The organism is Terriglobales bacterium (assembly GCA_035573675.1).
Lineage (GTDB): Bacteria > Acidobacteriota > Terriglobia > Terriglobales > Acidobacteriaceae > DATMAB01.
The window spans coordinates 1-23,688 of sequence record DATMAB010000027.1; the positions used below are offsets into that span (position 1 = coordinate 1).

The following is a 23,688-nucleotide window of genomic DNA, read 5'->3' on the forward strand; positions in this document are numbered from 1 at the left end:
AGACTGCTGTGCGGCCGTTGCTCGTTGTACTCCTTCCGCCAGGCCGCGATCTTCCGCCGCGCCTCGAACAGGTTCTGGAACCAGCTTAGGCGCAAGCACTCTTCCCGCAGGCGTCCGTGGAAGCTCTCCACCCGCGCGTTCCGAGCCAAGCGGCGAATCGGCGCAAGTTACCAAAGTGATGCGGCCTGTGGAAAAAGTTGCAGGCCTGCTGCTGCCGTTTTTGCCGAGCGTTGCGCGCAAGGCGCTTTGACGTCCGCAAAAAGCGCCTGTTAGACTAACTTTCTTGAGTTTCCTCCATTGTGAGTCACTGAAGCATCCCCAAGGACATTCGTGCCCGGGTACACACGACATCAACTGAAGCAAGACAAGTTTGCCGAAGCGGCGGCGGAGACGCTGCACTGGACGGTGGTGCATCGCAAGACCATCGTCACCGCCTCGGGCATTGCCGGCGTGGTTCTGGCCGCGGTGCTGGGAGGCTGGCTCTACCTGCGCCACCAGGACGGCAAGGCCTCGGAAGAACTGGGCGCGGCGGTGCGCACGCTTACGGCCCCGCTGGGCGCTCCTGATCCCAACGCGCCCGGCATCCAGACTTTCCCGACGGCCAAAGAGCGGGCGCAGGCGGCGCAGAAGAAGTTCCGCGAGATCGCGGAGAAATACCGTTTCACCAAGACGGCCGAGATCGCGCACTACCTGGCGGGGGTGACGGCGGGGGAGCTGGGCGACGTGGCCACGGCGGAGCAGGAGCTGGCCAAGGTGGCGGGCTCGCGCAACAAGGACCTGGCGCCGCTGGCGAAGCTGGCGATGGCGGCCATGTATCACGGCCAGGGCCGCGACGCCGACGCCATCAAAATCTACAAGGAACTCATCGACCATCCGACGCCGGCCGTGCCCAAGACCCTGGTGCAGCTCGAGCTGGCGGCCCTCTACGAGGAGAGCCAGCCAGCGGAAGCGGTGCGGCTCTACCAGCAGATCAAGATTGAGGACCCGAACGGGCCGGCGGGGCAGATTGCGTCTTCGCGGTTGGAATTGGTGATGCAGCCGTAGGGTTTTTGTACCGCCCCTCCGGGGCTCGCGTGCCCCTCGCCCTCGTCAACCCAGCGCTGCGCGGGCTCACACAAATTCCGCCCTTTCGGGCTTATTCGGCTTCCTCGCGGAAGAGGCTTTTCCACGTTTCGGCGGAAAGCGGCGGGTGGATCGCCACCTGCAGGTTGGCGGCGACGTGCTCCGGGGCGCTCATGCCGATGAGCGCGGTGAGGAGGCCGGGGGCGGAGCGCGCGAACTGCAGGGCGGCGTGGGTGTCTTCGGTCGCGCCCAGGCTCTGAACCAGCGACGCCGGCAGGCCGGCGGTGAGCTGTCCCTGATGCAGGGAGGCGCTGCCCACCACGGCCACGCCGAGTTGCTGCGCCAGCTCCAGCAGGGAGAGCGACCTCTCGCCGTCGCGCTGGTTGCGAAAGGCCCAGGCCTCGATCATGGCCAGGTTGAACGGCATCTGGACGAAGCGGAAGTGATGGGCGTCGCCGGCGACTTCGCGGGCGATGGCCACCGTCTCGGCCAAACTCATGCTGCCGTGCTCGGCGGGCGGCAGGCGGAAGGCGTTCCAGGTGGCGCAACCGTAGTAGCGGATGCTGCCGGCACGCACGGCGTCCTCGAGCATGGTGAAGGCGTCCTTCAGCCGCTGGCGGAAGGTGGAGCGATCGACGGCGCTGAGTTGCGTTTCCGGGTTGTGCAGGTAGAAGACGTCGAGGGTGGCCAGGCCGAGGTTGCGGCGGCTGCGTTCGAGCTGGTCGGCGAGATACGTGGGCGCCATGCAGTGCATGCCGCCGGCGATATCGGAGACGCGGAAGACGCCCCGGTCCAGGTATTCGCGCACGAAGTAGGCGCGCGGGTCGGCAGGCATCTCGGCGTCGAAAGGCAGGTAGCCGGCCTTGGTGCAGACGACGACTTCGTCGCGCTGCAGGCGCTCCTCCGCCACCAGCCTGGCCAGCGCCGCGCCCAGATTGCGCTCCGAACGCTGGTGGCGGTAGTTGATGGCGGTATCCAGCAGGTTGATGCCGGAGCCCAGAGCGTGCTCGGCGGATTCCGTGTAACGGCGGTCGGTGGCGGCATCGGGCTCGCCCAGGTAGGTGCCGAGGCCGAGGGAGGAGACCCAGAGTTCTCCGGCTCCGGGAACCGCATCCGCACGGCGGAAATGCGCGGCGTCTCTCAGGTTCGGGAAACGGTCGCGATAGCGGGCGGTTCCATCCAGGGTAGCGTAGCCGGGGAGCACAGCCCGAGTGTATCAGCCGCAGCGCGGACGGTTACCCAAGGCTGGCTGACCGGTGACCGCCGGACATGTCCCGACGGACATGGAGAGGCAAGGTTTCCTTGTTGCCGGGCGAGCCAGGTGTGCTATATTCAAGCCCTCCCTGAGCATCGCTGCATCTCTGCCCGTGAGGGGGATAGGGGTGAGTCGATCGAGCCAGCGCTGCGGTCGATGCGAACGCCGCCGATGTTCCCAAGTTCAGGTCGTACCCTCCCCAGGTGTCGCCGAAAACCGGTCCCATGGGACTTGAACGGGCGAACTATGCGAAAAGAACACGGGTTTTCGTTGATTGAGCTGCTGATCGTGGTAGCCATCATTCTGATTATCGCGGCCATCGCCATCCCCAACCTGCTGCGCTCGCGTATTTCCGCCAACGAAGCTTCGGCGGTGGCCTCCATTCGGGGCATCAACACGGCGCAGACCACCTACTCCATCAATTACCCGTCCATCGGCTATGCCGATACGCTGACCAAGCTGTCGCTCCCCCCACCGGGCACACCGGTGAGCCCGAACGCCGCCGGGCTGCTGGACTGGGTGCTGGGCTGCGCCGCGCAGCCCTGCCGCAAGAGCGGCTACGACTTCGAGATCATCAACGTGAGCGGAACCCCGGCCTACACCTACGACGTGACCGGCCGGCCGGCGGCGCCGGGCCAGACCGGAGTGCGCGGCTTCTGCTCCAACCAGTTGACGGTCATCACCTTCGACCCCAGCGGCGGCACGACCTGCACCGCCACCATTCAGTAGAGCGCATACGCACGCTGCGGTTGACACTGCGCGACGCGGGCCTTTATTCTTAAAATCTGCCCTGCCTGGAACAGGCCCTCCGGCGGTCCTGGAGGGCTTTTCAGCGACTGGATTCCAACATGCTCATCCGCATTGCAGACTTGGAAGTCCGGGAACTCGTGTTTCAGGAGGGGTTCCAGCCGGGCGCCATCGATCTGGGGCCTGAACTGGCCCAGCAGGGAGTACTGGAGACCTCCGGGCGCGCGGAACTGGTGGAGGAGCACCAGGGCCGGCAGGCTCCCATCCAGGACATCCGCGTCGTGGGCCAGTACGCGGCGCGCATCGGAGCGCACTGTGCCCGCTGCCTGGAGCCGGTGGAACACCGGCTGCAAGGCAGCTTCGACCTGCTGTACCGGCCCACGGGGTCGGACTTCCGGGCTCCGGAAGTCTCCATCAGCGAAGCCGAGACCGAGATCGGCTACTACCGGGGCGAGGGCTTGCTGCTGGAAGACGTGCTGCGGGAGCAGATCCTGCTGGCGCTGCCGGCGCGCTCCACGTGCTCGGACGGCTGCAAGGGGCTGTGCCCGCGCTGCGGGCGCAACCTGAACCTGGAACGCTGCGCCTGCCCGGAGCCTCCGCCGGATGCGCGCTGGGCGGCGCTGGAGGAGATCCGGCGCAAGCTGGAGTAGATTGCTGAGACCGGGAGCTGCGGCTCCCACGAACCGAGGGTTCTGCCATGGCCAATCCGAAACGGCGGCATTCCAAGTCGCGCTCCAGCAAGCGGCGCGCGCACGACTTTCTGCACGCGCACTCGCTCTCCGAGTGTCCCAACTGCCACGAGCGCAAGCTGCCCCATCGCGCCTGTCCCAAGTGCGGCTATTACAAGGGCCGCGAAGTGCTCGAGATCAAAGGCGAGTAGGGTCTCTGCTGACCACCCGCGATGCCGACGGTCATAGCCGTAGATGCGATGGGCTCGGACCGGGCGCCCAAGCCGGAAGTGGAAGGCGCCATCCTTGCCGTGCGCGAATATGACGTGCGTGTGCTGCTGGTAGGCCAGGAAGAGCGCCTGCGCGCCGAACTCTCTCTGCACCCGGCGGCGGGACGAATGCCCATCGAGGTGGTGCATGCCTCCGAGGTCATCTCCATGGACGAGAAGGCCTGGAAGGCGGTGCGCGGCAAGCGCGATACCTCCATGCGCGTAGGATTGCGCCTGGTGCGTGACGGCAAGGCCGCCGGCTTCGTCACCGCCGGCAACACCGGCGCCGCCATGGCACTGGCCAAGGTGGTGCTGGGCGCGCTGCCGGGCGTGGATCGTCCCGCCCTGGCGGGTGCATTCCCCACCGAGAAAGGCCACGCCGCGCTGCTGCTCGACGTGGGCGCCAACGTCGATTCCAAGCCCCACAACCTGGCCCAGTTCGCCATCATGGGCGAGATCTACGCGCGGGTGATCTTCGGCGTGCGCCGGCCCCGCGTCGGCTTGCTCTCCATCGGCGAAGAAGAAGTCAAGGGCAACGAGCTCACGCGCGAAACGCTGCCTCTGCTCAAGCAGCTTCCGCTGCACTTTGTGGGCAACGTCGAAGGACGTGACCTGTTCCGCGGCACGGTGGACGTCATGGTCTGCGACGGCTTCACCGGCAACGTGGCGCTGAAGATCTCCGAGGGCGTAGGACAGATGGTGCGCAGCATGCTGCGCGAGTCGCTGGAGTCCACGATTGCGTCGAAGGTCGGTTACCTGCTCTCGCGCCGCGCCTTCGAGGACTTCCGCCGGCGGCTCGACCACGCCGAGTACGGCGGCGCGCCCCTGCTGGGCGTGAAAGGCGCCTGCATCATCACCCACGGCTCGTCCAACAACAACGCCATCAAGAACGCCATCCGCGTGGCGGCGGAGTTCGTCAGCGGCGGCGTCAATGCTCGCATCGAACGCGAGATCGCGGCGATGGCGGGCAAGGCCGCGGTGACACATTGACGAATTGCCGGAGTTTCGAATTGTCGCATCTGAAGGGCACGTCCTGGGGCGTTTTCAATTCGGCAATTCTGCAATTCCCCAATCCACGAGGGACACTGATTTGAACCGGCGCATCGCCTTCCTCTTCCCCGGCCAGGGCTCGCAGCAGGCAGGCATGGGCAAAGACCTGGCCGAACGATATCCCGTGGCTCGACGCACGTTCGCGGAGGCCGACGACGCCCTGGGCTACGCGCTCTCCACGCTCTGCTGGGAGGGTCCGGAGGAAAAGCTGCGCATGACGGAGGTCACGCAGCCGGCCATCCTTACCGTCTCGGTTGCGGCGCTTCGCGTGCTGGCCGAGAAGGGCGTGCGCCCGGCGCTGGTCGCCGGGCACAGCCTGGGGGAGTACTCGGCGCACGTCGCCGCCGGGACGTTCTCCTTCGCGGACGCGGTGCGCACGGTGCGCAATCGCGGCCGCTACATGCAGGAGGCCGTGCCCGCCGGCAAGGGCGCTATGGCGGCCGTTCTGGGGATGCCGCTTGCGGCGCTGCAACAGGTCTGCGAGGAGGCCGCGCACGGCGAAGTCGTCTCGCCGGCCAACATCAACTCCCCGGAGCAGATTGTGATCTCCGGGGAAAAAGGTGCGGTGGAGCGCGCGGCCGAACTGGCCAGGCAACGCGGCGCCAAGCGCGCGGTCATGCTGCCCGTCTCCGCTCCCTTCCATTGTGCGCTCATGCAGCCGGCCCAGGACCGCCTGGCCGCTGACCTGAGGGCGCTGCACTTTTCTACCCCCGCCGTTCCAGTGGTGAACAACGTGGACGCCGCACTGACAACTTCGTCGGAAGCTGCGCGCGACACGCTCATCCGCCAGGTCACCGGGACCGTGCGTTGGGTGGGATGTATCGAGGCGCTGCGCGGCGCGGGCGCAGAACTCTACGTGGAAGTCGGTCCCGGCAAGGTGCTCACCGGCCTGCTGCGCCAGATCGATCGGGCGCTCGCGTGCGTCAACGTCGAGGACGAAGCGTCGCTGGGGAAGGCTCTGGAAAAACTTCCGTCGGCCTGATCCGCGACGAACAGTCCTAGAACGGCGAGAAGGTCAGGCTCTTGTCCTTCTTCTCCACCCAGATGCGGGCCTTGGCGCCCACACGTTCGTTCACTGTGACCTCGACCACCACGCCGGTGCCGCCGCGCGGGCTGTCCGAGCCTTCGATGCGGAAGCTCCGGACCAGGCCCCATTCCCCGCCGGGACCCCAGTCGCGGTAGAAATCCTCGTAGGGATAGCTGGCGTGGCGGTCCGGGTGCTGTTTCCACTCCGGGTCGGCCAGCCAGATGCCGTACGCGGTCTCGTAATCGCGCTGCTGGAGTGCCGTCATGAAGCGTGCGACCACGCGCTCCTCCGGCCAATTGCGGTAACTGTAGGCCACCGCCGCCAGTACGCCCACCAGCACCACGCCGCCCAGCGCCGCGAGCGCGCGCCGGCGTTCCCGCCGCGGGTCGTACTCGGGAGCGTTGAGCAGGGACATGGCAGAGGATATGGTACCGGGAGAATCGGGTAACTTGGTAATTGGTTAATTGGTAATTGAGCCGTTCTCTCCTCCCGGACACGCAGCGATCAATTACCCAATTACCAAACAACTCAATTACCCAATCCTCACAGCGTTCTCTTGAACAGCAGCACGGCTCCCGTGGTCATGATGAGAGTGAAAACGATCAGGAAGGCCAGGTCTCCCCAGATGGCCGCGAAGCCGGCCTCCTTCAGCAGCACGGATTTGAAGCCATGCACGGCGTAGGTGAACGGGTCGATCCAGGCGATGGCCTTCAGCCATCCCGGGAATGAATGGATGGGGTAGATGGCGCCCGAGGGAAAGAACAGCAGCGTGTTCAGAATGCCGAAGGTGGCGCGCGGTACCAGCGGATCCTCCACCCGGGCCATGAAGCAGAACATCATGGAAATGAAGGCGAACGAAGTGGATGCGATCAGGACCAGCAGCCAGAACATGGTCGCAGGCCGGAAGGCGGTGCCCACGCCCGCCAGCAGCGAGCCCAGGATGGTGAGCACCACGCCCGCAATGATGGCCTTCACCGCCCCCGCCAGGTTGAAGCCGAACACCAGTTCGAGCTTGGAGATGGGGGTGACCAGGTAGCCCTCGTGCACACCGCGGGCCTTGTCGTCGATATAGAGGATGCCGCCGCCGATCATCACGCTCACGAACATGGCCAGCGTGATGGAGCCCGGCAGCAGATATTTCATGTATTCCATGTACGGATAGAGTTCGACCAGTTCCAGCGTGATGCGGCCCACCAGGCGCGACTCGACCTCGGGCTGGTTCAGCGCCGCGACCAGCTCCTGCAGCTTCTCCGAGACCGCGCCGGACATGAAGTTATCGGTGTTGTCCACCACCAGCGCCACCCGCGGACGGTTCTGCTCGTACACGCGGCGGGAATATTGAGGTGGAATGATGACCGCAGCTTCCACCTTGCCGTTGCGCACGTCCTCCACCGCCTGCCGCTCGTCGCTGTAATAGACAGGGGTGAAGGTTTTCGCGGTGGCGCGGACCGAATCGAAGGCCTCGCGGATCTTCACCGCCTGCGGTCCGCCGTCCTCGTCTACCACCGCCACCCGGGCGCCCACTACCTTTCCGCCGAATGCGTTCCCCAGCACGATGAGCTGGATGAGCGGGAACACCATGGCCACCATCATGAGCGCGGGCGAACGGATGAACTTGCGCAGGTCGCGCTCCACCAGGGCCAGGACGCGGTTCATGGCATCGGCCTCCTCACCGGAAGATGGCTCCCGTGTAGGCGTAGGCCTTCACGGCCTCGTCGCGCAGCTGGCGGCCGGTGTAATGGACGAAGACGTCGTCGAGCGTGGTGTGCTGCACGGAAAGCGATTTCACCTCCACGCCCTCGGCCAGGGCCACGCTCACCAGTTCGGTCGTGGTCAGCGAGCCTTCGTCGGAATGGATGCGGAAGAAGCCGCCGCCCTCATGATGCACCGAGTGCACCTTGCCCAGCTTTTCCAGGCGCTGCTCGAAGCCGGCCGGCACGTGGCTGAACTGCACCTCGATGACGTCGGAGCCGGGTACGCTCTCCTTCAGACCTTGCGGCGTATCCAGTGCGACCAGCTTGCCGTGATCCACGATGGCGATGCGGTCGCACAGCCGGTCGGCTTCGTCCATGTAGTGGGTGGTGAGCAGCACCGTGAGCTGCTGCTCTTCCTTGATGCGGGTGATCATCTCCCAGACAGCTACACGTGAAACCGGGTCGAGGCCGGTGGTGGGCTCGTCGAGGAAGAAGATCTTGGGGCGATGGACCAGGCCGCGCGCGATCTCCAGCCGCCGCCGCATGCCGCCGGAAAGATTCTTAGCGGCATGGTGGCGCCACTTGGTGAGGTCCACCAGTTCCAGCAGCTCGTCGATCGAACGCCGGCGCTCCTCGGCGGGCACGCCGTAGAGCTTGGCGTAGATGCTCAGATTTTCTTCCACTGTGAGGTCGATGTCGCTGGTGGAGGCCTGCGGGATGACGCCGATGAGGCGCCGCGCCTGGTTGGCGTTCTTGCGAACGTCGTACCCGCCCACCCGCGCCGTGCCGGAGGTGATAGGCAGCAGCGTGGTCATCATGCGGATCAGGGTGGATTTCCCGGCCCCATTCGGGCCCAGCAGACCAAAAATCTCTCCCTGGCCCACGGAGAACGTCACGCCATCCACGGCGGCGAAGTCGCCGAACTTCTTGACGATGTTTTCCACCTCGATGGCGGGCGTCCGCTGGGCCTGGCCATTGGGCTTGCCGTTGCGCGGTTTGACGAAGGTGTTCATGGGCGGGCCAGGGTGTGGCCGGGCAGCTTGTCCATGGGAATCAGCACCTCGGCGGTCATGCCGGGCACCAGTGTCTTGCGGGAGTTGTCGACGCGGACCTTCAGCACCACGGTCTTGATGTCACGCTTGGAGCGGCTGACGTCGCGCTGGGTGGCGAAGTCGCTCTCCGCCGACTTGAAAATGACCCGGCCCTCGACCGTCTCGCCCGAGGGCAGCCGGACCTGGAGCGAGTCGCCGATGCCGATGCGCGTGGCCTGCGTCTCCGGGAGGCCGGCGCGCACCCAGGTGTCGTTCAGGTCCACGATGGTCACAATGGGCTGGCCGGCGCTGACGACTTCGCCTTCCCGAGCCACCCGCACGGAAACCGTCCCGTCGAGGGGCGCGGTCACCCGCGTGTAGCCCAGGCGCGTGCGCGTTTCCTGGGCCCGGGCTGCAGCCTGCTCCGCCTGCGCGCGGGTGGCATGGACGGTGGAGGTCGCGGCGTGGGCCTCGTGGGTGCGGGCCTGGGCGGCGTTCAGCTCAGCCTGGGCGGCACGCACCTGGTCCTCGAGCGCCGCCATCCTCGCCTGCGCCGCTTTCAGCGCCTGCACGGAACGATCGCGATCCTGCTCCGAGGCCACGCCGGCGTTTGCCAGAGCCACGATGCGTTCGTTGTCCAGACGGACGCGCTCGAAATCGGCGCGGGCTTCCGCCAGTTGCGCCCGGGCCGCATCGACTTGCGCCTGTGCCGCGCGCACGGCGCTGGAAGTCTCGCCTGAAGCCAGCTCTTCGCGTGCCTTCGAAGCGGAGACCTGCGAGCGCATGCTGGCCGTGCCGGCCTCGAAGGCGCGGAGCTGCGCTTCCAGTTCCGCCGTGTCGAGCTGTGCGATCAAATCGCCGGCCTTGACCGGCGTGCCTTCGTCCACGGGCAGCTTTTCGATGCGACCGCTGATGCGCGCGCTCACTACGACCTGGTTGGAGTCCACAGTGCCGATCAGGACCAGGTCTCGGGAACGCTCCGCAGTAACGACGTAGTAGACGATGGCGGCGGCAAGCAGAGCGCCCATAGCGATGGCGAATTTCTTGAACGTGCTCATGACTCGTCCTTCCCGTCGGTGGCTGATGGCTGCTCTGCGCGCGGAGCGGTGAAGAGCGCCGCCGCCACAAAATCGAGCACGGCCGCGCGGCGCGCCGCTACCCGCTCCGGCGCCAGCGGGTCTCCGTCCAGCAGCAGGCGGAGCATCGGCAGGCTGCTGAAATAGAAGACGTTCATCGCCACCATGGAGAAAAAGAAATGCAGGGGATGGACGGGCCGGAAGTCGCCCCGCGCCATGCCCTCGGCGAACAATCCCACGAGCCGGTCTTTGAGCGGCGCGAGGTAGCGCTGGTAGATGCGCTGGATGTGGGGCGAGCCGCTGCGCCCGGCGCGCATCAGCTCGCGCTGTACGACGCGCGGATAGATGGGCGAGGCTGCAATGTAATCGAAATGCGCTCCCGCCAGGGCGATGATCTTCTCGCGCGGCGGCAGGTCCTGCTCCAGGACGCCGCGCAGCCGGTCCGCCAAACCGGAGAAGACGTGCTCCAGGGTGGCGCCGTACAAAGCTTCCTTGTCCCGAAAGTAGTAGTAAAGCAGGGCCTTGTTGACGCGGGCGGCGCGGGCAATGTGGTCGATGCGGGCCCCGGCCAGACCTTCCTGAGCAAACTCCTCTAAGGCGGCCTTCAGGATGGCGGCGCGGGTCTGCTCGGAATCGCCGCGGGGGCCGGGGCGAGAGAGGCGGCGAGCCGCGGGTTGGCTGCGAGGCGCCATGTTAATTAACCAGTTAGTTAGATTAGCAGACTGAGCCTCGGGTTGCAAAATCAGGCCGGGGAAAATATTGGCCTCAGCTAGCCCACCAGCGTAAGCCAGGCCCAGCCCACCAACAAGGTCAGCACCGTGATGGGCAGGCCGACCTCGAAGTAGTCGCGGAAGCTGATTTCGACCTCCGGCTTGGCGCGTTCCACCATGATGATGTTGGCCACTGAGCCGGTGATGGTGAGGTTGCCGGCCAGGGTCGAGGCCATGGCCAGAACCAGCCAGCCGGTGTGTGGATTGGCGAAGCCGGGCACCAGGGATTTCATCAGCATGACCGCGGGTACATTGCTGACCAGGTTGGAGAGCACCGCGGCCACCACAGTGAAAGGCGCGGGATGCTCCAGGTTCCAACCGCGCGTGAACGAAAGCAGCCGGTCCACCAGACCGGAACGCTCGGCGCCGCCCACGATCAGGAACAGTCCGACGAAAAACACCAGCAGGCCCCAGTCCACCTTCTGATAGACCTCGCGCGGATAGCGTGTGCGAGTGATGAGCATGACGGCAGCTCCCACGGCGGCCATGATGGCGGGCGGCACGCCGGCGAGAAAGCCGATCATCACCGTCAGGATGACGGTGGCCGGCTTGCGCAGGCGGGCGGTCTCGATGTGCGCGACGGGAATCGCCGTCACCTCGGGGTCGCGCAAGCCGTGGCGCAGCGCCACGCGGTGCAGGATGGCCCAGTCCAGAAACAGGCCGATCAGGGCCACCGGCCCGAGGTGCGCAAGGAAATCGCGATAGGAGATGCCGGAAAAGGACCCGATCAGCATGTTCTGCGGGTTGCCGGTGATGGAGGCCACGCTGCCGATATTCGACGCCGTCGCGACCGCCAGCAGGTACGGTATGGGCTTTACTCCCATGCGGCGGCTGGCCGTGAGCGCGAAGGGCACCATCACCAGGCAGATGATGTCGTTCACGAAGAACGCCGAGAGCACCCCGCTGGTGAAGATGATGGTGGGCAGCAGATGGTGCGGCTCGAGGCGCGTCACCACCAGCTCCGTGATCCAGTCGAAGAAGCCGGCCACCTGCAGGTAGGCGACGATGAGCATCATGGAAAACAGCAGCACCAGGGTGGGGAAATCGATGAAGCGCAGGGCATCCTCGGAGGGCACGATGCGCAGCGCCACCATCAGCACCGCGCCGATGATGGCCGCACCCGGGCGGTCGATCTTCATCCCCGGGAACTTGCCCAGCGCGAACACCGTGTAGCTGGCAAAGAAGATGGCCCAGGCGGCCAGGATGCGGGCGTCGCTCAGCACCTCCGCCGAAGAATGCGAGAGCGAAGGGAGCGCCGGCGTGGCGAGCACCATGGCTTAACGGCTGTAGCGGTTCTGCTTCTTTTCGGCGTGGCGCTCCAGGCCGAGTTCGATCAGGCGGTTGATGAGGTCCGGGTAGCTCAGCCCGGTAGCCGCCCACAGCTTGGGATACATGCTGATGGAGGTGAACCCCGGCATGGTGTTGATCTCGTTGACGTAGATCTTCTGGCTCCGGGGATCCATGAGGAAGTCCACGCGCGCCAGGCCGGCGCAATCCACGGCGCGAAAGGCGCGCACCGCCAGTTGCTGCACCTGCTTCTGCTGGCGTTTGGAGATGCGCGCGGGAATCAACAGCTCCGAGCCCTCGTCGAGGTACTTGGCGTCGTAGTCGTAGAACTCCTTGCCGGGAACGACCTCGCCGGCGATGGAGGCCTGCGGGTGGTCATTGCCCAGCACCGAGCACTCGATCTCGCGCGCCTTGCCTTTCTTCCCGCCCACGCCCTGCTCGACGATGATCTTGCGGTCGAACGAGCCGGCCAGGTCGATGGCCCCCTTGAGTTCGGAGGCATCGTGCACCTTGGAGATGCCCACCGAGGAGCCCAAATTTGCCGGTTTCACGAACATCGGATACTTGAGCCGCTTTTCGATGATGCGGCGCACATGGTTGGGGGCGCGTTCCCAGTCGCCGCGCAGCAGGGTGACGTGAGGCACAATCGGCAGCTTGGCCGCGGCGAACAGGCGCTTCATCACGTCCTTGTCCATGCCGCAGGCCGAGCCCACCACACCCGCGCCGACGTAAGGGATGTCCGCCAGTTCGAGCAGGCCCTGCACCGTGCCATCCTCGCCGAAGGTGCCGTGCAGCACGGGGAAGATGATGTCCACGCTGACGGCGTGCGCGGCGGCGTGCGGCATATGCGCGTCACTTTCGAAGGGAACCAGCGAGCTCGAACGTTCGCCGGGCACAGGCGGCACAATGACGCCCTCGCCCTTGGCCAGCACCGCCGCCGGAGCGGTGGTTGCAGGATCGCCCGCGCGCAGGTGGCGCTCCTCGCCCGTGGCGGGCTTGCCGCGCAGCAGGCGCTCGGCGTGGGCCGCCGCCACCCAGCGGCCCTCCTTGGTGATGCCGATGGGGACGACCTCATACTTGGCCTTGTCGATAGCGTCGATGACTGACGCGGCCGAGAGCAGCGAGACCTCATGCTCGCCGCTGCGGCCTCCGAACAGGACTCCGACGCGCAGCTTCTTCATCGCACACCCATTGTACGAGTTGCGAGTACCGGGTACCGAGTTGCGAGTTGAGGAACTGGATACCGGGCGCTGCATCGAGCTTCGTAGAGACCTAGCTTGCTACGTCTCTCTATCCATCTTTCACGTCCGAGACGTTGCAAGCAACGTCTCTACACGCGCTGCTTCTCGAAGATCTCGCGCACCCGGTCGAGCGTGTCAATCTCCTCCGCCGATTTGTCTGTGCGGATGCGCAGGATGCGCGGAAAACGCAGGGCGTAGCCGCTTTCGTGGCGGTCCGAGCGCATCACCGCATTGAAAGCCACCTCGAGCACGATTTTCGGTTCGACCTGCCGCCGCCAGCCTTCGTCGGCGAGAGTGTGCTCCAGGAACCACTGCGTCAGCTCGGCGATCTCGCTGTCGGTGAGTCCGGAGTAGGCTTTGCCGACGTTGAGCAGACGGTCGCCTTCGCGCACGGCGAACGTCACGTCGCTCAGCACGCCGGCGCGCTTGCCGTGGCCATACTCGGCGGCGGTGACCACCACGTCGAGTGTGGCCAGCTCGCGCTTCAGCTTGAGCCACCATTTGCCCCGGCTACCCGGCTTATAGGGCGATTCCGGGTCCTTGATCATCAGTCCTTCATTGCCGCGAGCCAGCGACCGTTCGAAAAGTTGGTCGAGCTCAGTTGGTGTCGCAGCTTTCCACTGCGGAGCCCGCAGGACGCTGCCCACGGGCTCGCCTTCGCCGTCGAAATGCAGCTTGCCCTGGCCCTGGCGGACGCGACGAGACGGCGCGGGCCGGCGCTGGGTAAACAGGGCTTCAAGGAGCAGCGCTCGTTCGCGCAGCGGCCGGTCGAGCAGCAGTTCGCCGCCCGCGTACAGCAGGTCGAACGCAACGTAGGCCACGGGAATGCTGCGCAGTAGTTCGTCCGTGACTTTCTTGCGGCCCAACCGCTTCTGTAATTCTGTGAACGGGAGCGCGCGTTGCGCGGACGCGTCCCAGGCTACGATCTCGCCATCCAGCACGACTTCGCCGGGAAACTCGGCCAGAGGCTCCTCGAGTTCCGGAAACGACGCCGTGACGTCGTCGCGTGTGCGCGAGAACAGGCGTGCGCGCCGCGGCTCTCCGCCCACGTGCGCCTGGGCGCGGATGCCGTCGTACTTGTCCTCCACCACGGCCGCGGCGATGTACTCAAAGGCTTCCTCTGCCGAGGCCACCGGGCTGGCCAGCATGAAGCCGAGTGGATGAAACAATCGCATGGCCGCAGACGCGAGGCGGCCAGCGGCGGCAAGGCGAAGGGTCTCGGCAATATCGCCGAGCAGCATGTTGGCACGCCGGACGTCCTCCAGAGGCGCGTCGTACGCCCGTGCGATGGCTTCTTCCACCAGGCTCTCCTTCACCCCGATACGCAGGTCGCCGGTGATGATCTTGACGATGTACTTGGCCTCGAGCGCGGTGGCGTGTCGCAGCAGCTCGCGCAGCAGATTCGTCTTGGCGGATGAGCCACTCGTCTTCGCCGCGGCAAGAAAAACTTCGGCGGCATTCAGCACGTTCAGCGTGCTCTCGGCCGGAGCTATGCCGGCGAGCAATTCCTCGGCTGCGGCGCCAGTATCTCCATAACGCCGGTAGGCCGCGCTCATTTCCGCTTCGCTCTTGCCGGTGAGCTCCTGGAGCACGTTCCACACCAGGGCACCACCAATCTGTAGCGTCCTTTCACTCGACACCGGGAAAACATGTCCGGAGAAGAAAATCGCTGACGCCGCGGCTTCCTCCACGCTGCGCGACTTCAGATAGTCCGCCAGGATTTCGAGCTTTTGCGTCTTCCTGGTGGTAGAGGCGAGAGCCTCGGCGGCAGTGGCCAGAGCGTGCATGCCGAGAGTTTGCTACGCGCAGCAGTGGGCGCTATAAGATCTTCTTCCCGAACACGGAGAGCGCCAGCTCCACCGCCAGGTCGGCGGTGCGGTTGTGTTCGTCGATGACGGGATTAACCTCGACGATCTCGAAGCTGGTCATGCGGCCGTGGTCGGCGATGATCTCCATGGCCAGGTGCGCCTCGCGATAGGTGGCGCCGCCGCGCACCGGGGTGCCGACGCCGGGCGCGTCCTCGGGGTCGATCCAGTCCATGTCCAGCGAGACGTGGTAGCCGGCGGTCCCGCGGCCCGCCATGCGCAGCGCCTCCTCGATCACCGTACGCATGCCGCGCTCGTCGATGTCTCGCATAGTGAAGACTTCCACCCCGGCCTTGCGTACGTTCTCCTTCTCCACCTGATCGATGTCGCGCACGCCCACCAGCACGCAGTTTTCCGGCGCGACCTTGGGCGCGAAGCCGAGGATGTTGGCCATCTCCGGCGGACCCAGGCCCATGATGGCGGCCAGCGGCATGCCATGCACGTTGCCGCTGGGCGAGGTCTCAGGCGTGTTGATGTCGGTGTGCGCGTCGATCCACAGCAGGCCGATCTTCTGGTTCTGCCGCCGGTAGAACTCGGCCACGCCCGCCACCGTGCCCGCGGCCACGGAGTGGTCGCCGCCCAGCACCAGCGGCGTCTTCCCGGCTTCCAGCGTCTTCAGGACCAGTTCAGCGTGCTTGGTACAGGTGGCGGTGATCTCTTTCAGGTACTTGGCGCGGGGATCGCCTTCCTTCTTCTGCTCGGCGATGGCCACGGAGACGTTGCCGGCATCCTCCACCACGTGGCCGAGCGCTTCCAGGCGCGCCTCCAGGCCCGCCACCCGTACCGCCGAAGGCCCCATGTCCACGCCGCGTCGCGACTGCCCCAGATCCAGGGGCACGCCGATGACACGGATCTTCCGGGGCGTGATGCCTGCTGCCGTAGTGTTGACCGCTGGTGTCGCCATAGGACCTCGCCCCTACACGGTTAATCTCACCGGCGAGAACGCCGAGGACGCCGAGTCTGGAAAGCTGTTTACGATCCGGCGAAGACCCTGCTTCAAGACCCTGACGTTGAAGTTGATCAACAGGCCCACACTGAGACCTGAGAGCTTCAAGTAGGACGGCAACTGAGCTGCGTGAATCGGTGCAAGCTCGTCGACACTCTTGATCTCAACGATAATCGCCGACTCCACGACCAGGTCGAGGCGGTAACCGCAATCGAGGTGTACACCTCGATATACCACGGGAAGCGGCTTCTGCTGTTCCACCCTCAATCCCAACTCCCTTAGTTCGTAGACCAAACAAGCCTCGTATGCTGATTCGAGCAAGCCCGGTCCTAAGGCACGGTGCACGTTGATGGCCGCGCCAATGATCTTCCTGCTTATCCGGTCGAATTCTTGCTTCGTCCTTCCTCGGCGATCTCGGCGGTGGACGCAGTGTTTACGGATACAGCCGGTACAGCATCCTCGGGAATGGAATCGTCTCCCGCACATGTTCCAGCCCGCAGATCCACGCCACCACGCGCTCGATGCCCATGCCGAAGCCGCCGTGCGGCACGCCACCGTATTTGCGCAGGTCCAGGTACCATTTGAACGCCGCTTCCGGCAGGCCGTGCTCGCGAATGCGCTTCAGCAGCAGCTCGTAGGAGCCGATGCGCTGTGATCCGCCGATAATCTCGCCATAGCCCTCCGGCGCCAGCACATCCACGCACAGCGCCAACTCCGGCCGCTGCGGGTCGGGCTCCATGTAGAACGCTTTCACCTGCGCCGGATAACGATGCACCATCACCGGCCGCTCGAACTGCGCGGAAAGGTAGGTCTCATCGGGCGAACCCAGGTCGCCGCCCCACTCGAAGCGCTGCTCGAGCGCGCCCTTGGCGTGGCCCTCCTGCAGCATCTTCACGGCTTCGTCATAGGTGAGCCGCGGAAAGGGGACATCGATCTTCTCCAGCGGTTCGAGCTTCCGGCCTATCGCCTCCAGATCGGCGCGCCGCCGCTCCAGGCATCGCTTCACGATGAAGGTAATGAACTCTTCCGCCAGTTGCATCAGGTCATCAAGAGTGGCATAGGCGACTTCCGGCTCGACCATCCAGAACTCCGTCAGGTGGCGCCGCGTCTTCGATTTCTCTGCGCGGAACGTGGGGCCGAACGAGTACACCTTGCCCAGCGCCATGGCTGTGGCCTCGATGTAGAGCTGGCCGGACTGGGTGAGGAACGCTTCCTCGTCGAAGTAATTCACCGGGAACAACGTAGTCGTTCCCTCGCAGGCCGCGGGCGTGAGGATGGGCGGGTCCGTGAGGGTGAAGCCGCGCTCGTCGAAGAAGTCGCGCGCCGCCTTGATGATCTCCGCCCGCACCCGCAGGATGGCGCACTGCCGCGGCGAGCGCACCCACAGGTGCCGGTGGTCCATCAGGAACTCGACTCCGTGCTCCTTGAGCGAGATGGGATAGGGATCGGACTCGGGCACGCGCTGCACCACTTCGACCCCCACCACGTCGATCTCGTAGCCGCCGGGTGCGCGCTTGTCGGCGCGCACCTTGCCGCGTACGATCACGCTCGACTCCTGCGTCAATCCCTTCACCGCGTCGAACACTTCCGGGGTCACCGCGTTCTTGGCCACCACGCCCTGCAGCAGCCCGGTTCCGTCGCGGAAGATGGGGAACAGCAGCTTGCCGCTCTCCCGCAGGTTGTACAGCCAGCCGCGGATGGTGACCACCTCGCCCTCATGGCGGCCGATCTGCACGATGCTGGTGATGGGTGCCTGCACGGTCTGATTGGTTTGCGCTTCGGTTGCCATCGCTGCCTACTTCCCCGCCTCCTCCAGCTTGCGGAATGCCGCCGCCATGCGTTCCGGGATGCCCGTCTTGCCTTCGCCCTCGATCTCCATCAGCAGCGGCGGGGCCTGGGGCGCCGAGCGCAGCAGCGCCATCGCCTGGTTCCAGTCCACCGAACCCTCGCCCGGCCAGAGATGCGAATCGCGGTCGCGGGCGTTGTCGTGCACGTGCGTGGACTGGATGCGTGACTTCAGCATCTCGAAGGCCGCCTCGACGCCGTCCGCCAGATGCGCGTGGCCCACGTCGAAGCACACGCCCAGGTCGTCGAAGTGTCCCGCGGTTAGGAACTCCAGCAGGCGCGCCGGCGTCGACAGCTCGTTGGGGATGTTCTCCACCAGCAGCGTGACGCCCAGCGGCCTGGCGAAGGCGCGCAGGTGCTCGATGGAACTCAGCCCGGCCTCGAATTTGCGCGCGTCGTAGGCTTCGCCCCCTATGCCCATGTGCTGCACCATGAAGCGGAACGGGATCTGCTCGGCCACTTCGAGCGCCCGCTTGATCTCGTCCATGGCCTCGACGCGGCGCTTGCGATCCGGGTCCACCGGATTGATGGGCGGCGCGCCCGAGCGTCCCCACTCGTAATCGCAGAACATGGGCGAGTGCATGGAGTTCAGCGGAACCCCGCTGGACCAGAACCAGGAGGCGATCTCCCGCACGTGGGCGCGGTTGGTGTAGTCCAGATGCCCGCGGGCGCAGAAGATCTCGATGGCCTCGGCGCCGCCGCGCACCAGGCTGTCCAGCAGCCCGGGGTGCAGCCGCTGCGTCACGTAGACATAGGTGGACATCGCCCGCCGCATCAGTAGCCCACCGCCTTCCCGTTGTTGCGCATGTCGCTGGCGCCCAGCCGCTCACCGGTGGCGAGGTCGATGGCGATGCATTCGCCGTCGCTCCAATAGCCCGACGCGTACACCGGATCCTTTTCCATGAACTTGTGGCCGCGTTCCTCCAGCAGACGCCGCGTGTCTGGAGAAAAGCCGCTCTTCTCCATATAGATGGCATCCGGCAGCCACTGATGGTGGAAACGCGGCGCGTTCACCGCTTCCTGGATGTTCAGGCCATAGTCCACCACGCCCATCAGGATGTTGGCCACCGTGGTGATGATGCGCGGGCCGCCCGGCGATCCCAGCACCAGGAACAGCTTGCCGTTCTTCAGCACGATGGTCGGCGTCATGGCGGAAAGCGGACGCTTTCCCGGCCCGATGGCGTTGGCTTCGCCCTGAATCAGCCCGTACAGGTTGGGAACGCCGGGCTTGGTTGCGAAGTCGTCCATCTGGTCGTTCAGCAGGAAGCCCAAGCCTTCTGCCGTCACTCGCGAGCCCAGCGAATCATTCAGCGTGGTGGTCACAGCGACGGCGTTGCCTTCGGGATCGACCACGGAGTAGTGCGTGGTGTGTTCCGGCTCGGGAATGAACGAGGGCGGGTGCAACGCTGCTATCCGGTCCAGCTCGTGGAAGACACCCGCCGGGCGCTTCAGCTCTGCGCTTGCGCTGGCGTGCGCCGGATTCACCGACTCGCGCCAGGCCGCGGCGTAGCGCTTGTCAATGAGCTGCGCCACCGGCAGGGCGGAAAAATCCGGATCGCCGAGAAACTGCGCGCGATCGAAGAACGCCCGCCGGAATGCCTCCACGGTGAGATGGATGGAATCCGCCGAGCGATTGCCGAGCTTCGCCAGGTTATAGCCTTCCAAAACGTTCAGCGCTTCGATCAGCACGATTCCGCCCGAAGACGGCGGCGGCGCGCCGATGATCTCGTAGCCGCGATACCAGCCCCGCACCGGCTCGCGTTCCTTCACCGCGTAGGCGGCAAGGTCTGCGAGCGTGATCAGCCCGCCGCCTTTTTCCAGCGCTGCCACCAGTTCGCGCGCCATGGCGCCGCGGTAGAAGTCTTCCGGGTCGGCGGCGATGCGCTCCAGCGTGCGTGCCAGCTCCGGCTGGCGGAAGATCTCGCCGGCCTTGTACAGGTCGCCGTTGCGCAGGAAGATGCGCCGTGTCTCGGCGAAGCGAGAAAGGGTTTCCTCTTCGTCTTTGAAGTCCTGGGCGTCCTCGTAGCTGAGCGCGAAGCCCTCGCGCGCCAGGCGGATGGCCGGCTCCATCACGCGTTTCAGCGGCAGCTTGCCCCACTTCTTCTGCGCGTACGCCAGACCCTTGACCGAGCCGGGCACGGCGATGGCGCGGTAGCCCACCACCGATGCGTCCTTGACTACGTTGCCCTGCGCGTCCAGATACATGTCCCGCTGCGCCTTGGCCGGAGCCTTCTCGCGGAAGTCGAGGAAGTGCGTCTTGCCGTCCGCCCAGCGCACCAGCAGGAATCCGCCGCCGCCCAGGTTGCCGGCTTGCGGATGCACCACCGCCAGAGCGAACCCGGTGGCCACGGCGGCATCCACGGCGTTGCCGCCCGCCTGCATCATCTCTACGCCCGCTTGCGAAGCCGCCTCGTGGACGCTCGCCACCATCGCCTTGGGGGCGCGCACCGGGCTGCGGCCCGCCCCGCTGACATTGGCCGGAAGCCCCGCGAAAATCGCAGCAACCGCCAGCAATATCAATGACTTACGATGGATTGGCATGGAAGGCTCCGGAAGGCCCTACGGAGTGGGGCCCGCCGCACCGGCAAGCTAACGAGGCTAGCCCACCGGCTGGGGAGGAGTCAAATCGTGTACGCCCTGCCCTATTTGGGCTTGTCCGCTATCTTCCAGACCCCGTTGAGGAGCACGGTGTCGACCTTGAGGGGTTCTTTGACGGTCGCCGATTCCGCCTCCACCACGGCGGTGTCGCCGGTCTGGGTGACGCGCGTGATCCTCAGGTCCCAGGGGAACATCTTGGAAAGGATGTCCAGCGCCATTTCGCCGAAGGGACCTTCCATGTCCTTGAACGACTCCGGGTTGGCGGAGAGCGCCTTCAGCTTGGCGACGTTCTTCTCATGAATCGCATCTGCGAACTCGAGCAGCAGCTTCCCGGGCCCGGTCTGGGCGGCGGCGATCTGCTCCGGCGTGGGAGGATCGCGCGGCTTGGGAGGCTCGGCGCCTTCCTCCTGCCCCACCCTCCACTCGCCGCCCATCTTCACCGTGTGCAGCTTGATGGTCTCCTTCCCGCTCTTGGTCGCCTTCATGGCGATGACTTCAGCGCGGTCCCCCTTCTCCGTGACTTCCACCACCTTCAGGCCGACCGGGAATGTGGCCTTGATCATCTTCATCATCATGGCGCCGTCGGGGCCGTCGAGTTGCGCCGCCATTTCCGGGGCCACCAGCTTCTTGAGCGCCAGCTTGTTGCCCAGCCGCGCGGCGCTCATGAACGCGGTTACCGTCTTGCCCGGGCCGCTCAGGGCGGCCTTCGTGCCCTCATAGGTCGGCGGAGGCTTGCGCAGCACCGTGGCCCGGAACGTGGCCCCGTAGTGGTACTCGGTGCCCATGAAGTCGTCCATCTCCTTCATGAACAGCTTGCCGGCCACGGTGTTGGCGTCGAACGTCTCCGGCAGGAAAATGTGCATGCCGGAAACTGACACGGAAGCCGATTCCCCTTCTTCCTTGGCGAAGCCGCGGTGGTAGATCTGTCCTCCCTTGGGCTCGCGGTCGGCGCCGATCTCCACCTCGACCGCGTGGACCTTGCCCTCGCGCGCCAGCTCTTGCATCCCGAAGCTCCCCAGCAGTACGTCTTCCGGGATAGGCCCGTCGCTCAGCACCACGGAGAGTTTCTCCGGGTCGCCGGGAAAATCCCGGCGCCCGACCACGTACGCATGCGTCAGCTGGGTCGCCTGGTCCTTGACGATGAATTCGCCGGCGGCGGTACCCGGCTGCTGCCCGGCGATCGCCGCCTTGTCGGCTTCACTCAGGCTCAAGGGGTACGGAGCCACGGCCGCGCGGAATGTGATGTCGAACTCGAAACGGTCCTCGAAGAAGCTGCCCTCTTCTTCCGTGAACACCCGGCCCGCAACTGCGTTGCCGTCGACGACCTGTGGCTCGAACTTCTCCTTAAAGCCTACCGGCACATAGCCGTCTGCGATCGCCGGATCGTAGATGGTCGCCCCCAGGGTGTCCTTGTCCTGAGTGACCGAGACCTCCAGCGCGTGGAGCTTGCCCTCCTTGGCCATTTTCTTCAGCGCGCTGGACCCCCTCCTCAGCGGCGGGACAGGCACGTCGCTCAGGAGGACATGAATGAACTCCTGTTCGTCTTCCGGGCTGTTCTTGGAGATCTGCGCATAGGCGTAGTTGAGTTGCGTGGTCTTGCCGTTGACAGTCAACTGGCCCGAGGCCTTGCCCGCTTCCTCGCCGGCCGCAGCCAACATGGAGACTGCAAGCAAGAGGGAGACGCAGAGGACGTCGCGCAGCTTCACCTTCCACCCCCTGACTGACCAGGGGGAAAGGTACGCTACTGGCTGGTCCCGGTCAATCTGAGTCGAGAGCGTTTCCAGCCCACGACGATGAGAGGGCATTTACCTACGGAAGAGCTTGGAGAACAACACCGGAAAGGGTCTTGCCCAAAGATGGTCGCCGGTTCCGTCGCACTCCGGACACGTTCCTGTACCTTTGCAGAGCGGGCATTTCGGTTCCACGGAACTGACGTGGACATTCACACGCGTGCCCTGACACTCGGCACACTGACCTGTGCCCTCGCAGTCATAACACTCCCACGAATAGAGCCGGTTCTTCTTTGCGCCCTTGTTCATGATTCAATTCTTCTAGAGCGCCTCGCGCACCTCGCTCAGCGGCACGTCAATCTCCAGGCGTCGTTTGCCGCGATACACGGCCACGCGTACCGTATCGCCGGCCTTGCGGTTGTTCATTACGCGCGCGATGTCGCTCTGGTCGGTGACTTCTTCGCCGTCGATGGCCACGATGAGGTCGCCGCCGATCATGATGGGCATGTTGCCCAGGTACGCCCGCCGAGTCCCGCCCTTGAGTCCCGCCTTCTCGGCCGGACCTCCCGGCACCACCTGCAGGATGAGCACGCCCGCATCCGCCGGCAGACCCATTTCCGCCGCCAGCTCCGGCCCGATGGGCAGCGTCCGGATGCCGAGCACCGGCCGCCGCACGCGCCCGAAGGTGACCAGGTCGTTGAGCACCGCTTTGGCCACGTTGATGGGGATGGCGAAGCCGATGCCCGCGCTTTGTCCGACCTGGCTGAGAATGAACGTGTTGATGCCGATCACTTCGCCCTGAGAATTCAGCAGCGGCCCGCCCGAATTTCCCGGATTGATGGCCGCATCTGTCTGGATGGCTTCATCCACGAACAGGCCGGGCTCCGGCCCCCGCACCGGGCGCAGCGCACTCACGATACCGCGCGTCATTGTCCCACTCAGTCCGAACGGATTGCCGATGGCGTACACCTTCTGCCCCACCACCAGCGCCCGCGAGTCCCCCAGCGTCGCCGGCTTCAGGTTCTCCGCGGCCGGGATGCGGATGACCGCCAGGTCGTTGGGCCGGTCGAAGCCGATCACTTCCGCGCGGAACTTGCGCTTGTCCGAAAGCGTCACCTCCACCTGCCGCGCGTTCCGCACCACGTGATAGTTGGTGAGGATGTGGCCCTGCTTGTCCAGGATGAACCCCGAGCCCTGGCCCTGCTCCGGCACCGGCCCGTAAAAAAAGTCGAAGGCCACCGTCGTGGAGGTGATGTTGACCACCGAGGGCAGCGCCTTGCGATACACCTCGATGTTGGTCTGCTCGTCGGCGTCGAGCGCCGGCGCCGCTGCGGCTTCCGTGATCTCCAGGGTCGCCGGGCGCATGCGCCCGGTTTCGTCGGACGCCGAGCGCACGCCGCGGTAGTGCGTGGTCAGGTAGTAGAAGCTGGCCGCCAGCAACAGCGCCAGCAGGACTGGTCGCAGGGATTTCATGACATACCTCGATGAGTTCCGCGCGCAGAATGCCGCACCGGACACAACACTTAA

Annotated in this window: 22 protein-coding genes and 1 pseudogene; 6 read left to right on the forward strand and 17 right to left on the reverse strand. The window is 65.5% G+C overall.

From position 1 onward, the window contains the following. A pseudogene (locus VNK82_12505) lies at window positions 1-140 on the reverse strand (transposase). 190 nt (window positions 141-330) lie between these two features. Here VNK82_12505 and VNK82_12510 point away from each other — a divergent pair. Continuing rightward, window positions 331-1,044 (forward strand): tetratricopeptide repeat protein, encoded by a 714-nt coding sequence (locus tag VNK82_12510; protein ID HXE91770.1) that lies wholly within the window; start codon window positions 331-333, stop codon window positions 1,042-1,044. Between the two features lie 91 nt (window positions 1,045-1,135). Here VNK82_12510 and VNK82_12515 read toward each other — a convergent pair whose 3' ends face one another. Continuing rightward, on the reverse strand, window positions 1,136-2,266 hold the full coding sequence (locus VNK82_12515) for an aldo/keto reductase (GenBank protein HXE91771.1): 1,131 nt from the start codon (window positions 2,264-2,266) through the stop codon (window positions 1,136-1,138). 297 nt (window positions 2,267-2,563) lie between these two features. Between VNK82_12515 and VNK82_12520 the strand changes: the two genes are divergently transcribed. The 5 genes from VNK82_12520 (at window position 2,564) to fabD (ending at window position 6,033) form a co-directional block, all read left to right on the forward strand. Continuing rightward, window positions 2,564-3,046, forward strand: coding sequence for a prepilin-type N-terminal cleavage/methylation domain-containing protein (locus tag VNK82_12520; GenBank protein ID HXE91772.1), 483 nt, complete (start codon window positions 2,564-2,566; stop codon window positions 3,044-3,046). A 119-nt stretch (window positions 3,047-3,165) separates the two neighbouring features. After that, a complete protein-coding gene (locus tag VNK82_12525; GenBank protein HXE91773.1) occupies window positions 3,166-3,714 on the forward strand; it encodes a DUF177 domain-containing protein in 549 nt (182 codons plus the stop codon). Window positions 3,715-3,761: 47 nt separating this feature from the next. Beyond that, window positions 3,762-3,944: a 50S ribosomal protein L32 gene (rpmF, locus tag VNK82_12530; protein HXE91774.1), complete on the forward strand. Its 183-nt coding sequence runs from the start codon at window positions 3,762-3,764 to the stop codon at window positions 3,942-3,944. A gap of 21 nt (window positions 3,945-3,965) precedes the next feature. Then, window positions 3,966-4,991 (forward strand): phosphate acyltransferase PlsX, encoded by a 1,026-nt coding sequence (gene plsX, locus VNK82_12535; protein HXE91775.1) that lies wholly within the window; start codon window positions 3,966-3,968, stop codon window positions 4,989-4,991. Window positions 4,992-5,091: 100 nt separating this feature from the next. Next, window positions 5,092-6,033 carry an ACP S-malonyltransferase gene (gene fabD, locus VNK82_12540; GenBank protein HXE91776.1) on the forward strand — a complete coding sequence of 314 codons (942 nt, stop codon included), beginning with the start codon at window positions 5,092-5,094 and terminating at the stop codon, window positions 6,031-6,033. A gap of 16 nt (window positions 6,034-6,049) precedes the next feature. Here fabD and VNK82_12545 read toward each other — a convergent pair whose 3' ends face one another. The 15 genes from VNK82_12545 to VNK82_12615 form a co-directional block, all read right to left on the reverse strand. Next, window positions 6,050-6,493 (reverse strand): hypothetical protein, encoded by a 444-nt coding sequence (locus tag VNK82_12545; GenBank protein ID HXE91777.1) that lies wholly within the window; start codon window positions 6,491-6,493, stop codon window positions 6,050-6,052. Window positions 6,494-6,621: 128 nt separating this feature from the next. Further along, complete coding sequence (locus tag VNK82_12550; GenBank protein ID HXE91778.1) at window positions 6,622-7,734, reverse strand: ABC transporter permease; 1,113 nt, start codon at window positions 7,732-7,734, stop codon at window positions 6,622-6,624. 13 nt (window positions 7,735-7,747) lie between these two features. After that, window positions 7,748-8,785: an ATP-binding cassette domain-containing protein gene (locus tag VNK82_12555; protein HXE91779.1), complete on the reverse strand. Its 1,038-nt coding sequence runs from the start codon at window positions 8,783-8,785 to the stop codon at window positions 7,748-7,750. Next, window positions 8,782-9,861, reverse strand: a complete 1,080-nt coding sequence (locus VNK82_12560; GenBank protein ID HXE91780.1) for an efflux RND transporter periplasmic adaptor subunit — start codon at window positions 9,859-9,861, stop codon at window positions 8,782-8,784. Before VNK82_12560 ends, VNK82_12555 begins: the two co-directional genes overlap by 4 nt. Then, on the reverse strand, window positions 9,858-10,571 hold the full coding sequence (locus VNK82_12565; protein HXE91781.1) for a TetR/AcrR family transcriptional regulator: 714 nt from the start codon (window positions 10,569-10,571) through the stop codon (window positions 9,858-9,860). Before VNK82_12565 ends, VNK82_12560 begins: the two co-directional genes overlap by 4 nt. Window positions 10,572-10,648: 77 nt before the next feature. Next, the gene (locus tag VNK82_12570; protein ID HXE91782.1) at window positions 10,649-11,923 is read right to left on the reverse strand and encodes an anion transporter; all 1,275 of its coding nucleotides are present in this window, start codon (window positions 11,921-11,923) and stop codon (window positions 10,649-10,651) included. Window positions 11,924-11,926: 3 nt separating this feature from the next. Beyond that, entirely contained in the window at window positions 11,927-13,117 is a 1,191-nt protein-coding gene (locus VNK82_12575; protein ID HXE91783.1) for a D-alanine--D-alanine ligase family protein, read from the reverse strand. Between the two features lie 149 nt (window positions 13,118-13,266). Beyond that, entirely contained in the window at window positions 13,267-14,964 is a 1,698-nt protein-coding gene (locus VNK82_12580) for an ATP-dependent DNA ligase (GenBank protein ID HXE91784.1), read from the reverse strand. A gap of 31 nt (window positions 14,965-14,995) precedes the next feature. Further along, entirely contained in the window at window positions 14,996-15,946 is a 951-nt protein-coding gene (gene rocF, locus VNK82_12585; protein ID HXE91785.1) for an arginase, read from the reverse strand. A 12-nt stretch (window positions 15,947-15,958) separates the two neighbouring features. Beyond that, complete coding sequence (locus VNK82_12590) at window positions 15,959-16,474, reverse strand: GxxExxY protein (protein ID HXE91786.1); 516 nt, start codon at window positions 16,472-16,474, stop codon at window positions 15,959-15,961. After that, complete coding sequence (asnS, locus tag VNK82_12595) at window positions 16,422-17,777, reverse strand: asparagine--tRNA ligase (GenBank protein HXE91787.1); 1,356 nt, start codon at window positions 17,775-17,777, stop codon at window positions 16,422-16,424. Before asnS ends, VNK82_12590 begins: the two co-directional genes overlap by 53 nt. A gap of 6 nt (window positions 17,778-17,783) precedes the next feature. Next, entirely contained in the window at window positions 17,784-18,596 is an 813-nt protein-coding gene (locus VNK82_12600; protein HXE91788.1) for a sugar phosphate isomerase/epimerase, read from the reverse strand. An 11-nt stretch (window positions 18,597-18,607) separates the two neighbouring features. Further along, on the reverse strand, window positions 18,608-20,374 hold the full coding sequence (gene ggt / locus VNK82_12605; protein ID HXE91789.1) for a gamma-glutamyltransferase: 1,767 nt from the start codon (window positions 20,372-20,374) through the stop codon (window positions 18,608-18,610). Window positions 20,375-20,475: 101 nt separating this feature from the next. After that, complete coding sequence (locus VNK82_12610) at window positions 20,476-22,137, reverse strand: hypothetical protein (GenBank protein ID HXE91790.1); 1,662 nt, start codon at window positions 22,135-22,137, stop codon at window positions 20,476-20,478. 345 nt (window positions 22,138-22,482) lie between these two features. Continuing rightward, window positions 22,483-23,634 (reverse strand): trypsin-like peptidase domain-containing protein, encoded by a 1,152-nt coding sequence (locus VNK82_12615; protein HXE91791.1) that lies wholly within the window; start codon window positions 23,632-23,634, stop codon window positions 22,483-22,485. Between the last annotated feature and the right edge of the window lie 54 nt (window positions 23,635-23,688).

Bases quoted from the DNA above. Each gene is read 5' to 3' on its own strand.
- VNK82_12555 (HXE91779.1), bottom strand. From the start codon at position 8,785: ATGAACACCTTCGTCAAACCGCGCAACGGCAAGCCCAATGGCCAGGCC.
- VNK82_12615 (HXE91791.1), bottom strand. From the start codon at position 23,634: ATGAAATCCCTGCGACCAGTCCTGCTGGCGCTGTTGCTGGCGGCCAGC.
- VNK82_12600 (HXE91788.1), bottom strand. From the start codon at position 18,596: ATGTCCACCTATGTCTACGTGACGCAGCGGCTGCACCCCGGGCTGCTG.
- VNK82_12545 (HXE91777.1), bottom strand. From the start codon at position 6,493: ATGTCCCTGCTCAACGCTCCCGAGTACGACCCGCGGCGGGAACGCCGG.
- VNK82_12560 (HXE91780.1), bottom strand. From the start codon at position 9,861: ATGAGCACGTTCAAGAAATTCGCCATCGCTATGGGCGCTCTGCTTGCC.
- VNK82_12550 (HXE91778.1), bottom strand. From the start codon at position 7,734: ATGAACCGCGTCCTGGCCCTGGTGGAGCGCGACCTGCGCAAGTTCATC.
- VNK82_12590 (HXE91786.1), bottom strand. From the start codon at position 16,474: ATGTGCGGGAGACGATTCCATTCCCGAGGATGCTGTACCGGCTGTATC.
- VNK82_12520 (HXE91772.1), top strand. From the start codon at position 2,564: ATGCGAAAAGAACACGGGTTTTCGTTGATTGAGCTGCTGATCGTGGTA.
- VNK82_12525 (HXE91773.1), top strand. From the start codon at position 3,166: ATGCTCATCCGCATTGCAGACTTGGAAGTCCGGGAACTCGTGTTTCAG.
- rocF (HXE91785.1), bottom strand. From the start codon at position 15,946: ATGGCGACACCAGCGGTCAACACTACGGCAGCAGGCATCACGCCCCGG.
- ggt (HXE91789.1), bottom strand. From the start codon at position 20,374: ATGCCAATCCATCGTAAGTCATTGATATTGCTGGCGGTTGCTGCGATT.
- asnS (HXE91787.1), bottom strand. From the start codon at position 17,777: ATGGCAACCGAAGCGCAAACCAATCAGACCGTGCAGGCACCCATCACC.
- rpmF (HXE91774.1), top strand. From the start codon at position 3,762: ATGGCCAATCCGAAACGGCGGCATTCCAAGTCGCGCTCCAGCAAGCGG.
- VNK82_12575 (HXE91783.1), bottom strand. From the start codon at position 13,117: ATGAAGAAGCTGCGCGTCGGAGTCCTGTTCGGAGGCCGCAGCGGCGAG.
- plsX (HXE91775.1), top strand. From the start codon at position 3,966: ATGCCGACGGTCATAGCCGTAGATGCGATGGGCTCGGACCGGGCGCCC.
- VNK82_12580 (HXE91784.1), bottom strand. From the start codon at position 14,964: ATGCACGCTCTGGCCACTGCCGCCGAGGCTCTCGCCTCTACCACCAGG.
- VNK82_12565 (HXE91781.1), bottom strand. From the start codon at position 10,571: ATGGCGCCTCGCAGCCAACCCGCGGCTCGCCGCCTCTCTCGCCCCGGC.
- VNK82_12570 (HXE91782.1), bottom strand. From the start codon at position 11,923: ATGGTGCTCGCCACGCCGGCGCTCCCTTCGCTCTCGCATTCTTCGGCG.